The sequence below is a fragment of the Candidatus Symbiopectobacterium sp. NZEC127 genome, from assembly GCF_025962675.1.
Lineage (GTDB): Bacteria > Pseudomonadota > Gammaproteobacteria > Enterobacterales > Enterobacteriaceae > Symbiopectobacterium.
This window is the reverse complement of record NZ_JAGFPG010000007.1, coordinates 13,264-27,624: the sequence shown is the minus strand read 5'-3', so window position 1 is coordinate 27,624 and position 14,361 is coordinate 13,264. Positions and strand designations below refer to the sequence as shown.

The following is a 14,361-nucleotide window of genomic DNA, read 5'->3' as shown; positions in this document are numbered from 1 at the left end:
GTATTGTTGCGCCGCGCACACTGCGCGGCGCGTACCCTGTTATGACTCCGCCATCATCAGCAGGCTGGCATTTCCCCCCGCTGCCGCCGTATTCACGCTGAGCACACGTTCATGCCATAAACGCTCCAGCGGCAGGGTGTCACTGCCGGGCTCACACCCGAGCAGAGGAACAATCGCTCCCTCCCATTGCGCGAGCTGCTGGCCAACCTGACGCAGCATGTCACTGTCGCCGTGGCAGATAACCGCGCCAATCTGCTCACCGTCCTGTTGCCATTCAGGCGTAAAACGGATGCGGTGCTGTACTTCCTGCGGCAAGCTGCGGGCAAGTTCACGTAACGCTGCGCTGTCAGGCCATAACGCGTTACTGCCCACGGCCAGCAGCGCCGCCAACTGGCGCAGAATATCGTCACTCTCCTGCGCCAAACACAGCACGTTCTCGCGCGGCGTCAGCATATAGGTATTGCGTTCGCCGGTGGGGCCCGGCAGCGGGCGTATCACTCCGCTGACGGCCCCCCAGGCGCGGTAGCACTGCGCCGCCGCGAACAGAGTCTGCCGCCCTTGTTGTTGCGCCCAATCAACCAGTAGCGCAAACCCCGCGCGTTCGGGCGTCGTCGCCAATGTGGCATTCACGCCCAACGCGCTGCTCGCCGCACTGGAGAGGCCGGGCGGCGTTCTCTGCAAGCGCGGCAGATAGAGCGGCCCACCCGCTTTCGGTCCAGTACCGGATAGCCCTTCGCCCCCGAACGGCTGAACCCCCACCACGGCCCCCACCATATTGCGGTTGACGTATTGGTTACCCACATGCGTCCGCTGCGTGATACGCGAAATGGTTTCATCAATCCGCGAATGGATGCCCAGCGTGAGTCCATACCCGAGGGCGTTGATCTCCTCAATCAAGGTATCCAGCCCTTCGCGGGCATAACGCACCACGTGCAGCACCGGACCAAAGATCTCTTGTTGCAAGCGGGTCACGTGGTCCAACTCAATCAGCGTTGGCAACACAAAGGTACCCTGTCGCCATGAGGCCACGCACGCCTGCGCACCGAAAGCCGCCTGAAACACCGAATGCCCTTCCGCTTGCATCAGGTGAATATGTTGCTCGATCCGTTCGCGCGCCTCATCATCAATCACCGGGCCGCAGTCCGTTGCCAGCCTGTCGGGATTGCCTACGCGGAACTGCGCCATGGCGCCACGCAGCATGATCAGGGTCGCCTCCGCGATGTCATCCTGAAGACAGAGCAGGCGCAGTGCTGAGCAACGCTGCCCTGCGCTGTCAAAGGCGGAGGCCATGACATCGCTGACCACCTGCTCGGTCAGCGCGGACGAGTCGACAATCATGGCATTCATCCCACCGGTTTCAGCGATCAGCACCGCAGGTCGCCCGTGCGCATCCAGCCGGTCTGCCAGCGTGCGCTGCAAGCTTTTGGCAACCACCGTGGAGCCGGTAAACAGCACACCATTGATGCGCACATCGCGCACCAGCGCCGCGCCGACACGTTCTCCAGCGCCGGGCAGCAGTTGCAGCACATCAGGCGCAATGCCAGCCTGATGCAGCAGTTGCACCGCCAACGCGGCAACCAGCGGCGTTTGCTCCGCCGGTTTTGCCAGTACCGCATTCCCCGCCGCCAGCGCGGCAGCAACCTGCCCGGTAAAAATCGCCAGCGGGAAGTTCCACGGACTAATGCAAACCACTACGCCCAATGGGCAAGCCTGTTCCGACGACACCGCAGCAGACTGCTGCGCGTAATAGCGCAAAAAATCCACCGCTTCGCGTATTTCGGCAATAGCATTTGGCACGGTTTTTCCCGCTTCCCGCACCAGCAGCCCGATGAACTGTGGATAGGCCGCTTCCAGCAGGCTGGCGGCGCGTTGCAGGCTGGCAACCCGCTGCGGGAGCGATGCCGTCGAGAACCGTTCTGCCGCTTGCACCGCACGGCCCAGCGCAATGCGTACATCTTCGTCGCTGGCATCACGTACGTACCCCACGATATCGTGCTGTTGGGCCGGATTGAGCACTGGCCGAGCTGCCAGCGGCGATGTCGCATCGACCATCATCGGTGCCGCATGCCGTACCTGCGCGGCGTCGGCGCTTAAGGCCGCCGCGAGCATTTCCAGGCGGCGTTCATCGGTCAGGTCTACGCCTTGCGCATTGCAACGCTCTGCGCCGTAGAGCTTAGCGGGCAAAGGAATTCGCGGATGCGGGCAGCCGGGAGCCCCCTCTTTGTAAGCCAGCGCCTGTACTTCAGCTATTGGGCTGGCAACCAGTTGCTCCAGCGGGACCTCGGCATCCGCAATGCGGTTGACAAACGAGGTGTTGGCACCGTTTTCCAATAAACGTCGCACCAGATAAGCCAGCAAGGTTTCATGGGTGCCGACCGGGGCATAAATCCGGCAGGGGCGCGCCAGCTTGCCTTGTTCTTCGGGACCGACGACCTGCGAATAAAGCGCCTCGCCCATACCGTGCAGGCATTGAAATTCATATTGCCCCGGGTAATAACCGTCACCCGCCAGCGTATACACGGCGCTCAGGGTTTGGGCATTGTGGGTGGCGAACTGCGGGTAAATGGCATCCGGTGCCGCCAGCAGTTGGCGGGCACAGGCCAGATAAGCGACATCGGTATAGACTTTGCGGGTATAGACGGGGTAATCCTCCAAACCGTCCATTTGCGTGCGTTTGATTTCACTGTCCCAGTAGGCCCCTTTCACCAACCGCACCATCAGGCGTCGTTGGGTACGCTGTGCCAGATCAATAAGGAAATCAATCACAAACGGGCAGCGTTTCTGGTAGGCCTGCACCACAAAACCGATCCCTTTCCACCCCGCTAGCGCAGGCTCATGGCACAACCGCTCCAGCAGATCGAGGGAGATCTCCAGCCGCTCCGCTTCTTCAGCATCAATATTAATGCCGATATCGTACTGCATCGCCTGCAACGTCAGCGCCAGCAAACGGGGATAGAGCACTTCCATAACGCGGTCATACTGCGCGCGGCTGTAACGCGGGTGCAGCGCCGACAGCTTGATGGAGATGCCCGGCCCCTGATACACCCCGCGTCCCTGCGACGCCCTGCCGATAGCATGAATCGCCTGCTGATAGGCGTTGAGGTAAGCCTCAGCGTCCTGCGCGGTAAGGGCTGCTTCGCCCAACATGTCATAGGAATAGCGAAATCCCTGCTGCTCCAGGTGTTCCGCGTTGGACAGTGCCTCATCGATGGTTTCGCCGGTAACGAACTGCTCCCCCATCAGGCGCATCACGCGGTCCATCCCCAGGCGAATGACCGGCTCGCCCCCTTTGTTGATCAATTGCTTCAGGGTGTGCGCCAAGCGCGTTTCACTGTGCGTCGCCACCAGCTTTCCGGTTAGCAACAGCCCCCAGGTCGCCGCATTGACGAACAGTGATTGCCCTTTCCCCACGTGGGAATGCCAATCTCCGCTGCTGATCTTGTCACGAATCAGCGCATTGCGCGTTGAGGCATCGGGAATGCGCAGCAACGCTTCCGCCAGACACATCAACGCAATCCCCTCGGAGGATGACAGGGAGAAGGCTTGTAGCAAACTTTGCACCCGCCCCGCTCGCCCGTGGGTTTGCTGTTCACGCCGCAGCGTCTGCGCCAGTCGATAGGCCAGCGCCTGCACCGCCGGGGCCATCGGAGCCATCGGCTCCACCCGTTCGAGCAGTAACGGCACCATCTCGCCCTCGGAACGGCGGTATGCTGCGGTGATGGCATCACGCAGCGGTGAACGGGGTAACAGCGTTTGCGTGAAATCTAAAAACGGTTGATAGCTTCCTTCATGACGAGATTGCGGCATAATCTCCGGCGCGCGCTGGAATGCCTTACTCTGCTCAGACGTGATGTCAGGTGCCTTGCCATCGCGTTCAACGGTGTCGAGGTAACAAAAAATGGCGTGCTCAATCAACCAATGCGATGTGCGATCAAGGCGCTGCGCTGTACGTTCGATACGATTGCGGGTCGCATCGTCAAGCTTTACCGCTATAGTGGAGAATCCCATCGTTTCACTCCAGTGAAGCCAAGATAATCATCGATAGTGAGGGATCGGATAACGTTGATTTGTTGAAGGTATGCCTTCGAAGCTTGGCCGCCGTTATCGGATTATGCAACCTGGTTTTTGCGAGTTGCCATAAGATGCAATGCAGTTAACAAGTGTATAACATCGGCGTGGCTGGGAAATATAACAAATCGTTAACGCTTTGCATTATAAGAAAAAACAGGCTGCACGAGGGATGCGCAATCGTGCAGACTGCGCTTTACCTGACGTCGTTCCCGTCAGGCTAGACCAACAATATGATTTGCCTTTATGCCCTAGCATGATGGGGACAGACAGGGCGCTTTAACTTGGAGATTCTAATGACAATGAGTACACCCATGCTGGTGACCTTTCTGGTGTATATCTTCGGAATGGTCTTGATCGGCTTGGCCGCTTATCGCTCAACCACCACCCTTGGCGACTATATCCTGGGTGGACGACGGATGGGCAGCGTGGTCACGGCACTTTCAGCGGGGGCTTCTGACATGAGCGGCTGGCTGCTGATGGGATTGCCGGGCGCAATATTTATTTCCGGCATTTCTGAAAGCTGGATCGCGATCGGGCTGACTATCGGCGCTTACCTCAACTGGCGCTGGGTTGCAGGTCGTCTGCGCGTTCACACCGAAGTGAACCACAACGCACTGACCTTACCGGACTATTTCACCCACCGTTTCGAAGACACCAGAAAAATCCTGAGGGTCATTGCAGCCTTGATTATTCTGGTGTTTTTTACCATCTACTGCGCTTCTGGCATCGTTGCCGGTGCCCGTTTGTTCGAAAGCACCTTTGGCATGAGTTACACCACCTCATTGTGGGCCGGCGCGGCAGCCACCATCGCCTATACCTTTATCGGTGGCTATCTGGCGGTCAGTTGGACGGATACGGTACAGGCCACGCTGATGATTTTCGCCCTGATCCTGACGCCGGTGATGGTGATTCTGGCGCTGGATGGGATCGATACCTCTCTGCTGGTTATCGCGGCGAAAAACCCGGCCAATCTGAATATGTTCAAAGGGCTGGATATTATTGCCATTATCTCGCTGCTGGGCTGGGGTCTGGGCTATTTTGGACAGCCGCACATTCTGGCGCGCTTTATGGCAGCGGATTCCCACCACACTATTCGCAGCGCACGCCGTATCAGCATGACCTGGATGATCCTGTGCCTCGCAGGTGCCGTGAGCGTGGGCTTCTTCGGTATCGCCTACTTTAGCAATCATCCGGAACAGGCGGGCAACGTGACGCACAACGCCGAGCGGGTGTTTATCGAGCTTTCCATGCTGCTGTTCAATCCGTGGATCGCCGGTATCTTGCTTTCCGCTATCCTCGCCGCCGTGATGAGCACCCTGAGCTGCCAGTTGCTGGTCTGTTCCAGTGCCATTACCGAAGACTTGTACCGCCCGTTCTTCCGCCCAGGAGCCACACAGCGTGAACTGGTTTGGGTAGGCCGTATGATGGTGTTGCTGATTGCCATTATTTCGATTGTGTTGGCCGCCAACCCGGAAAACCGCGTGTTAGGACTGGTCAGCTACGCCTGGGCCGGTTTTGGTGCGGCGTTTGGTCCGGTGATCCTGATTTCCCTGCTGTGGCCGCGCATGACGCGTAACGGCGCGCTGGTAGGTATGCTGATAGGGGCTGCCACGGTGATTATCTGGAAACAGTATGCCTGGTTTAATCTGTATGAAATTATCCCCGGCTTCCTCTTTGCCAGCCTGGCGATCTTTATCGTGAGTCTGATGGGGCGTGCGCCATCCAAAGCCGTCACCGATCGCTTCCAACTGGCAGAAGCCCAGTTCCAGAGCCGCTAAGGAACGACGTAGCTTCACGCATAAAAAAGGCGCAACCCAAGGTTGCGCCTTTTTTTATTGACTGAGTAATACGTTGGTTTTAGCCTGCAACCGCAATGCGTTTCATGTCTTTCATGTAGCCACGCAGTTTCTGACCCACCGCTTCGATCGGGTGGTTGCGGATCGCGTCATTAACGTCACGCAACTGCGCATTGTCAACGCTGCTGGCCGCCACCGGCTTGCCGATGTCACCCGCTTGCAGTGAAGCCATGAATGTCTCTTTCAGCAACGGTACGGCGGCATTAGCGAACAGGTAGTTACCGTATTCTGCGGTATCAGAGATAACCACGTTCATTTCATACAGACGCTTACGTGCAATGGTGTTCGCGATCAGCGGCAGTTCGTGCAGCGACTCGTAGTAAGCGGATTCTTCGATGATGCCCGCGCTTACCATGGTTTCAAACGCCAGTTCTACACCGGCTTTAACCATCGCGATCATCAGTACGCCGTTGTCGAAGTACTCTTGCTCTGCGATTTTACCGTCGAACTGCGGAGCATTTTCAAACGCGGAATTACCGGTTTCTTCACGCCAGGTCAGCAGTTTAATGTCGTCGTTGGCCCAATCTTCCATCATGCCGCCGGAGAACGCGCCGGAGATAATGTCATCCATGTGTTTCTGGAACAGCGGTGCCATGATGGTTTTCAACTGCTCAGACAGCGCGTAAGCACGCAGTTTCGCCGGGTTAGACAGGCGATCCATCATCAGCGTGATGCCGCCCTGCTTCAGCGCTTCGGTGATGGTTTCCCAGCCGAACTGAATCAGTTTTTCCGCGTAGGCGGGATCGGTGCCTTCAGCAACCAGTTTGTCAAAGCTCAGCAAGGAACCAGCCTGCAACATACCGCACAGGATGGTCTGCTCGCCCATCAGGTCAGATTTCACTTCAGCAACGAAAGACGATTGCAGAACCCCCGCGCGGTGACCGCCGGTAGCCGCTGCCCAGGCCTTGGCAATCGCCATGCCTTCACCTTTCGGATCGTTTTCCGGGTGAACCGCGATCAGCGTCGGAACGCCAAAGCCGCGTTTGTACTCTTCACGCACTTCGGTGCCCGGACATTTCGGCGCCACCATCACCACGGTGATGTCTTTACGGATCTGCTCACCCACTTCAACGATGTTGAAGCCGTGAGAGTAACCCAGCGATGCACCCTGCTTCATCAGCGGTTGAACGGCCTGAACCACAGCGGAGTGCTGCTTGTCCGGCGTCAGGTTCACCACCAGATCCGCCTGCGGGATCAGGTCTTCATAGGTGCCGACTTTGAAGCCGTTTTCTGTCGCTTTACGCCATGACGCACGTTTTTCCGCGATCGCTTCTGCACGCAGCGCATAGGCGATATCCAGCCCGGAATCACGCATATTCAAACCCTGGTTCAGCCCTTGCGCGCCGCAACCGACGATCACCACTTTTTTGCCTTTCAGGTAGTTCGCTTCGTCTGCGAATTCTTCACGTCCCATGAAACGACATACACCCAATTGCGCCAACTGCTGACGCAGGTTCAAAGTGTTGAAATAGTTAGCCATGCACAACTCCGTTTAATCTGTTAATTGCGAGTGTTCAGAAGAGGTTTCCTGTCAGGGAAGCCTTAATGCCCTCATGATATGACAGGAAAAGTATTGCTTAAATTGATATATTAACAACATGACATTGCAATAACTGCAAGATGAAAATGAGGCCGCGCGCACATGGATTTACGAGATTTAAAACTGTTTCTGCACCTGTGTGACAGCCGCCATTTCGGGCGCACCGCCAAAGCCATGCACCTGAGTCCGTCAACCTTGTCACGCCAAATCCAACGACTGGAGGAGGATGTCGGGCAAACCCTGTTTTTGCGCGACAACCGCACGGTGCAACTGACCGATGCCGGTGAGCAATTGAAGCAGTTTGCTCAGCAGACGCTGCTGCACTATGAGCAGTTGCGCCACGCCATTGGGCAACGTGGGCCCTCATTGAGCGGCGAGCTACGCATTTTCTGTTCCGTGACCGCCGCCTACAGCCATTTGCCGCCAATCCTCGACCGTTTCCGCGCCCAGCATCCGCTGGTCGAAATCAAGCTGACGACCGGCGATGCCGCAGATGCGGTGGAAAAAGTACAGTCCAATGAAGCCGATCTCGGCATCGCGGGCCACCCGGAAACGTTGCCCACCACCATTGATTTTATGCCTATCGGCAAGATCCCGCTGGTACTGATTGCCCCGGCGCTGGCATCACCGGTGCAAGCGATGGTACGGCAACCCAATCCAGACTGGGCACAGATTCCGTTTATTTTGCCCGAGCACGGCCCGGTGCGAAAACGCATTGACGTCTGGTTCCGCCGTCACCACATCGTCAATCCGCTGATTTACGCCACGGTGTCCGGGCACGAGGCAATGGTGTCGATGGTGGCACTCGGCTGCGGCATCGCGCTGATCCCGGACGTGGTGCTGGAAAACAGCCCGGAGCCAGTGCGCAACCGCGTTTCGGTATTGCTGGAGCAAGCGATGGAACCGTTTGAACTCGGCGTATGCGTGCAGAAAAAGCGACTCAATGAGCCCTTGATTGCCGCGTTTTGGCATACCTTGCAGGACAACGTTTGAGGATTTACCAGCGGTAGCTGACGGTGGCGATAATCGAGCGTCCAACGCCGTAGAAGCAGGCTTCGTTATTACTGCAAGACGCCACATAATGCTTATCGGTCAGGTTGTTGACATTGATCTGCAACACCGCCCCTTTCCACTGCGACGAGGCCACGCCCAAATCATAGCTCACCATCGCGTCATACAGGATGTAGTGCGGCACGCTGAAACTCTCCTTGTTATCGCCATAGCTGCTGCCGATGTAGCGCACGCCGGTTCCCAGCGCCAACCCGGCCAACGGGCCGTTGTGAACCAAGTAGGTACCCCAGGCGGAGGCCATATGGCGTGGCGTCGCCGCTGGCCTGTTCCCTGCTGGCGTACTCGTATTGGTGCTCTCCTTGGTTTCCGCCTCCGTGTAACTGTACGCCGACATCAGGCTCAGCGCTGGCGTTATTTGGGTACCTAGCTCCGCTTCAGCGCCACGTGACTCGACTTTGCCAATTTGCTCGTTGAACTTGAGTTTGCTGTTCCACGACGTGATATTTTTCTGCGTAATATCGAACAGCGATAGCGTTAACAAGGTGTCGCTGCCCACCGGCTGAAACTTCATCCCCACTTCAGTCTGCTCGCCGGTTGTCGGCTTAAAGGGTGGTGAACCCGGAATGCCGCTGTCCAGGTTGGGCTCAAACGAGGTGCTGTAACTGATATAAGGCGAGAAACCATTCTCAAACGCATACAGCAGCGCCGCACGGCCGGTGAAATCGTCATCATTCGACTGCCTTTTGGCATTATTGAGTGTGCGCTCGTAGGTGCGTATTTCCGTCCAGTCATGTCGCCCGGAGAGTAGCAGGTTCCACTGCTGCCACACCGCCTGATCCTGCACATAGAGTCCAACCTGATCGAGCTTTTTAAACGCGCTGCGCGCGAGGGGCAAGTCACTGTCATTTTCCAGATAAGCCCCACCATAGCGGGGATGAGCCCAGTCAAAATTGTACTTATCGCCGGTCTTGCGCCAGAAGTTGGCATTGCGCTTCTGCCATTTGTAATCCAAACCGGCCAGCAGAGTATGGTTCACCGTGTGAGTCGCGAAGCTCGCTTTTAATTGGTTGTCGATCCCTAATTCGTCAGCATCAATGTTTTCGCGTTGCTGGTTACGCATTAGCGTAGTATCCGTGGCGCTGCCACCGGTGCTATACACCAAATATTTATAGTTATCATGCAACTGTGAATAACGCAGATTCTGTTGCACTGAGATCGCCTTGTTAAAGGAGTGCTCGAAAATATAACCGAGCGCCACCTGCTCACGCGTTGAGTGATGGTAATTGGGATCGCTGACATTCAGCGTGTAAGGAATATAGCCGGCGTTGGTAGCAAACACCGTGCCGTAGGCGGGCAAGAAGTTACGAAAACCCGCTTCAGGGTCGTATTGGTAACTGGTCAGTACGGTCAGGCTGGTATCTGCATTGGGCAGCCACGTCAGCGCGGGGGCAATCGCCATGCGCTGTTGCCGGGCATCGTTGACAAATTGCTGCCGGGTGCTGGCGATGACGTTCAAACGATACAACAGCGCGCTGTCCTCGTTCAGCACACCGCCGAAATCAAACGCCGCTTCACCCAAGCGTTTATTGCCTGCGCTAACCTGTAGGTGGCGGATGTTTTCTGCCGTGGGGCGTTTGCTGGTCATAATGACCGTGCCGCCAGGATCGACCTGACCATACATGACAGAGGCCGGGCCACGAATCAGCTCAACGCGTTCTAACAACCAGGGGTCAATCTTTCCAATGCCGGCACCTTGCCCGATCAAACCAAAACTCAGCCCATCCAGAAATTTAGGCGCATAGCGAAAACCGCGCACGATGGTTTCATCACTCCGGTTGGAGGAACCCCGGTAATTTGGCAGCACACTGGCAGAGTAATTAAACGCATCGGAGACGGACATCACCCGTTGCTTATCCATTTGCGCACGCGTAACCACGGTGATCGACTGTGGCGTCGTTACCAACGGCGTTTGTGTTTTCGTACCGGCGGCACTCTGTTTCGCAATCATTCCACCCGTGGGGAGCGTGGTATTTTGCTCGCCCTGTGCAATGACCACCATCACATCAGCGTTGCCAGTCACCGTTTCAGCGGCCAGCGTTTGCGCTGCCATCATGAGCGATGATGCAACACCCAGTACCGTGACATAACCGAAAAACAATTGCCCAACGAGGTAAAATTTCCTTTTATTTTCAAACACGTTTCCATCCTTTACTGCAATAGTATCTTTGTGCGACATAAAGAAGCCAATATATTCCTGGCTAATAATGCACCAAAAAAGAGTATTTCAAATGCAAACTCGTCTCAATCGCATTTATGCAATTGCATTAATTTTTCTTAGTTTGCATTTAACGTTACGCTGTAAAAATGAAAGGGATTCACCCTTAGGACGGTCTATGGCTCCAGCCTTGCCGTCACGAACCGGTTCCTGATTTCCGGTGAAGGTGAACCGCGAGATGTATCACTATCGCAGGAAATGCCACCAGACATACCTGATGAGACAGAATCACTCGGGCCAACACCCGATACGATTAGTGAATAGCTTAACGTCAGTCCACCGTCACGAATATCAGTTTTCGATTCTGGATGGGACGCTATTTGGCAACACCTCAGGCAACAGGAGGAGATAGCGTTAAACGGTCACGGCAATCTGCGTTGGCGTACTGCACTGGCGAAGGAACGCAGATGGCTGTATAACAAACACTAATTGCTCAAGGAATGAAACAGGATCCCCTATGAAGCTCTCTGTGTTCTCTGCCGTGGCGGCATTGGCGGCTTGCGCGTTTGTGCCTCATGCACAGGCTGTCTCGTTCGACTGCGCCAATGCCACCAGCGCGCAGGAGAAGCAGATTTGCCAGAGCCCACTGCTCGGCCAGTTGGATGATGAACTGGCGCAGGAGTGGAAGACCGCACGATCGGCGCTGACCACCTATACGCAGAGTCAGCCCTTTGAACAGGCACTGAACCTGTTTCAACGTAGCTGGCTCACCACCCGTAACCAATGTCAGGATGAGGATTGTCTGCGCCAGCGCTATCAGCAGCAGCTCAACCGACTGCGCTACCTCAATCAGGTGGCCCAGCACGCGTTACCGACGCCCATTACCCCGATCAAAACCACCGGGTGTTTCCACGGGGCGTTCAGCTACGAGGATTATTTGCAGGATCTCACCAAGGAAGAGTACGACAATCTCGGCAGTTATTTTCAGGAAATGTACGACCAGAAAGCGCCCTATAATGCGGTCGGTTTGGATATGACGCAGGAGAAAGGGAAAATCAGCGGCAACATTTCCGTCGCGTTCCGCTACGCCAACCGGCTGGATGACGGTGAGTTCACCGCCCGCCAGATGAGCGATACGCAGGCGATAGGCCGCCGGGAAAGCAGCTTTGGCGGCACCACCAAGATCCTGTTTACCTGCGTGAGCGACGACGAAATTCGCATCTCAACGTTCGACACACAGGGCGAAAGCTACCTGTTCAACATGGTGATGACGCGGCAAAAGCTTTAACGTTCAAAACGCGCTGACGGCGGGAAGCTCGACCAGCTTCCTTCCTGTTGTTCAGGCGTCAGCCGCTTCATACTCTCAATGCCCATCAGATAGCGATACAGCGGCTCCAGTTGGCGAAAACCCTGTGTCAGCGTAGTGACCAAATCCGCTGAAAACAATGCATCCATATCTTGCCGCGTGGTCATGGCGGCGAAGGATTTACGGTTGTACCAGGTCGCCAATTCCTCAGGCTGATCTTTGACCAACGGGCGCTTGTAACTTTCACCTTCCAGGGTAAACGTGGGTTCCAGACACGCAGCCATCGCCAAAAACGCCTGCGGGCTGTCGCGCAGCGTCTGGCGAAACAGTTCCATGGTATCGCGCGTGGCGCTGTAGTACCCCAACCCGTAACGCCAGAAATCGGGGCCAATTTCGAAAAAGTACACCGGCGCATCCGTCCAGTCTTTGCGCGGACGTTTGAACGTCAGCCACATCTGACTGCGGTAGCGGGATTTATCGTGAGAAAAACGGGTATCGCGATGGATACGCGACAGGGTTTTACCAATAGCAGGACGAATTTCAAACTGATCGTCGATCGGTAGCATCGTCAGGCCCACATCCTCGACCAACGCGCGGAACGGGGCAACCAGCGTCTCATCGTATATTGCGCGGTTGTCGTCAAACCACTCTTTGCTGTTTTCCTGCCGAACTTGCTGAAGAAAGGTGAGGCTCTGCTGCGAGAAACCGGTGAACGTCGTCATGATGGTCTGCCATTGCTAATCCCTTGAATGGCAACCACGATAGCGCGCCCGGCGGTGAAATTCCACCGTCGGGCACACTGACATCACGCCGTGTTACCGGCCAGGAAGAAACGAAACGCCGGATTTTGGGTTTCGTCGTGGCACTCGTAACCCAGCGCCTGCAAACGTTGCTCAAACTCCGGATCGCGCTCGGTCACTTCGAACGCCGCCAGTACGCGACCGAAATCGGTCCCGTGGCTGCGATAGTGAAACAGCGAGATGTTCCAGTGCGTGCCGAGCGTGTGCAGGAACTTCAGCAGCGCACCGGGAGATTCCGGAAACTCGAAGCTGTAAAGCTGTTCCTGCAACGGCTTGGAAGGACGTCCGCCAACCATGTAACGCACATGGAGCTTCGCCATTTCATCATCGGAGAGATCGACCACCTGATAACCACCTGCGGAGAGTTCTGCGATAATCTCATCCCGCTCCGCATGTCCACGCGTCAGACGCACCCCCACGAAAATGCAGGCGTCTTTGTCATCGGCGTAACGGTAGTTAAACTCAGTCACCGAGCGACCACCCAGCAGTTGGCAAAAGGTCAAAAAGCTGCCCTTGCGCTCAGGGATGGTTACCGCCAGCAATGCCTCACGCTGTTCACCCAGTTCACAGCGTTCAGAGACATAGCGCAGACCGTGGAAGTTGACGTTGGCACCCGACAGAATATGCGCCAGCCGTTCACCCTGAATGCCGTGCTGCTGGATATACTTCTTCATCCCCGCCAGCGCCAGTGCGCCAGACGGTTCGGCAATCGCCCGCACATCTTCAAAGATATCCTTCAGCGCGGCACAAATCGCATCGCTGTCCACGGTGATGACATCATCCAGATATTCCCGGCACAGGCGGAAGGTTTCATCGCCAATACGCTTGACCGCCACGCCCTCAGCGAACAGTCCAACGCGCGGCAAATCCACCGGATGTCCGGCATCCAATGCCGCACGCAGGCAGGCTGAATCTTCCGCCTCAACGCCGATCACTTTGATCTGCGGCATCAATTGTTTGATCAATACCGCCACGCCCGCCGCCAGACCACCGCCACCAACCGGTACAAACACGCGATCGAGATGCGCATCCTGCTGCAACAGCTCCATCGCCAGCGTGCCCTGCCCGGCAATCACGGCCGGATGATCGAACGGCGGAATGAAGGTCATATGCTGCTCTTGCGACAGCACAATCGCTCGGGCCTTGGCCTCATCAAAATTGGCACCGTGTAGCAACACTTCACCGCCAAAACCGCGCACCGCATCCACTTTGATATCCGCGGTGGCGACCGGCATGACGATCAGCGCCTTGATGCCAAGCTTGCTGGCTGATAGCGCTACGCCCTGTGCGTGGTTACCGGCGGAAGCCGTTACCACACCGTGCGCTTTTTGCGCTTCGGTCAGGGTCGCCAACATGGCATAGGCACCGCGCAGTTTAAAACTGTGCACTGGCTGACGGTCTTCTCGCTTCACCACAATGGTGTTGCCGAGACGCGCCGAGAGTTTTTCCATCGGCTGAAGCGGCGTCACCTGTGCCACTTCATACACCGGCGCGCGCAACACCGCACGCAAATACTCCGCGCCGCACGGGGCGTCGGGGAGAGGGAGTGATACCGCCATTGA

At 56.5% G+C, this 14,361-nt stretch carries 8 protein-coding genes; 3 read left to right on the top strand and 5 right to left on the bottom strand.

Translation table 11 applies throughout. The features are described from left to right. Positions 1-39: 39 nt before the first annotated feature. Positions 40-4,008: a trifunctional transcriptional regulator/proline dehydrogenase/L-glutamate gamma-semialdehyde dehydrogenase gene (putA, locus tag J5069_RS20140; protein WP_264645540.1), complete on the bottom strand. Its 3,969-nt coding sequence runs from the start codon at positions 4,006-4,008 to the stop codon at positions 40-42. A gap of 356 nt (positions 4,009-4,364) precedes the next feature. Between putA and putP the strand changes: the two genes are divergently transcribed. Beyond that, positions 4,365-5,849 carry a sodium/proline symporter PutP gene (gene putP, locus J5069_RS20135; RefSeq protein WP_264645539.1) on the top strand — a complete coding sequence of 495 codons (1,485 nt, stop codon included), beginning with the start codon at positions 4,365-4,367 and terminating at the stop codon, positions 5,847-5,849. 79 nt (positions 5,850-5,928) lie between these two features. Here putP and ilvC read toward each other — a convergent pair whose 3' ends face one another. Next, a complete protein-coding gene (ilvC, locus tag J5069_RS20130; protein WP_264645538.1) occupies positions 5,929-7,407 on the bottom strand; it encodes a ketol-acid reductoisomerase in 1,479 nt (492 codons plus the stop codon). A gap of 162 nt (positions 7,408-7,569) precedes the next feature. Between ilvC and ilvY the strand changes: the two genes are divergently transcribed. Continuing rightward, a complete protein-coding gene (gene ilvY, locus J5069_RS20125; protein WP_264645537.1) occupies positions 7,570-8,460 on the top strand; it encodes an HTH-type transcriptional activator IlvY in 891 nt (296 codons plus the stop codon). A 4-nt stretch (positions 8,461-8,464) separates the two neighbouring features. On the opposite strand, the gene J5069_RS20120 is transcribed toward ilvY, so the two are convergent. After that, positions 8,465-10,591 (bottom strand): TonB-dependent siderophore receptor, encoded by a 2,127-nt coding sequence (locus tag J5069_RS20120; protein WP_264645722.1) that lies wholly within the window; start codon positions 10,589-10,591, stop codon positions 8,465-8,467. 619 nt (positions 10,592-11,210) lie between these two features. Here J5069_RS20120 and J5069_RS20115 point away from each other — a divergent pair. Further along, the gene (locus J5069_RS20115; RefSeq protein WP_264645536.1) at positions 11,211-11,981 is read left to right on the top strand and encodes a lysozyme inhibitor LprI family protein; all 771 of its coding nucleotides are present in this window, start codon (positions 11,211-11,213) and stop codon (positions 11,979-11,981) included. On the opposite strand, the gene J5069_RS20110 is transcribed toward J5069_RS20115, so the two are convergent. Together J5069_RS20110 and ilvA are read right to left on the bottom strand one after the other, a co-directional pair. Then, the gene (locus J5069_RS20110) at positions 11,978-12,721 is read right to left on the bottom strand and encodes a DUF2461 domain-containing protein (protein ID WP_413542266.1); all 744 of its coding nucleotides are present in this window, start codon (positions 12,719-12,721) and stop codon (positions 11,978-11,980) included. The genes J5069_RS20115 and J5069_RS20110 overlap by 4 nt on opposite strands. An 83-nt stretch (positions 12,722-12,804) precedes the next feature. Next, entirely contained in the window at positions 12,805-14,358 is a 1,554-nt protein-coding gene (ilvA, locus tag J5069_RS20105) for a threonine ammonia-lyase, biosynthetic (protein ID WP_264645535.1), read from the bottom strand. Between the last annotated feature and the right edge of the window lie 3 nt (positions 14,359-14,361).

Excerpts from the sequence above, each read along its gene's own strand:
- ilvY (WP_264645537.1), top strand. The coding sequence starts at position 7,570 with ATGGATTTACGAGATTTAAAACTGTTTCTGCACCTGTGTGACAGCCGC.
- ilvC (WP_264645538.1), bottom strand. The coding sequence starts at position 7,407 with ATGGCTAACTATTTCAACACTTTGAACCTGCGTCAGCAGTTGGCGCAA.
- ilvA (WP_264645535.1), bottom strand. The coding sequence starts at position 14,358 with ATGGCGGTATCACTCCCTCTCCCCGACGCCCCGTGCGGCGCGGAGTAT.
- putP (WP_264645539.1), top strand. The coding sequence starts at position 4,365 with ATGACAATGAGTACACCCATGCTGGTGACCTTTCTGGTGTATATCTTC.
- J5069_RS20110 (WP_413542266.1), bottom strand. The coding sequence starts at position 12,721 with ATGACGACGTTCACCGGTTTCTCGCAGCAGAGCCTCACCTTTCTTCAG.
- J5069_RS20115 (WP_264645536.1), top strand. The coding sequence starts at position 11,211 with ATGAAGCTCTCTGTGTTCTCTGCCGTGGCGGCATTGGCGGCTTGCGCG.
- putA (WP_264645540.1), bottom strand. The coding sequence starts at position 4,008 with ATGGGATTCTCCACTATAGCGGTAAAGCTTGACGATGCGACCCGCAAT.
- J5069_RS20120 (WP_264645722.1), bottom strand. The coding sequence starts at position 10,591 with ATGATGGCAGCGCAAACGCTGGCCGCTGAAACGGTGACTGGCAACGCT.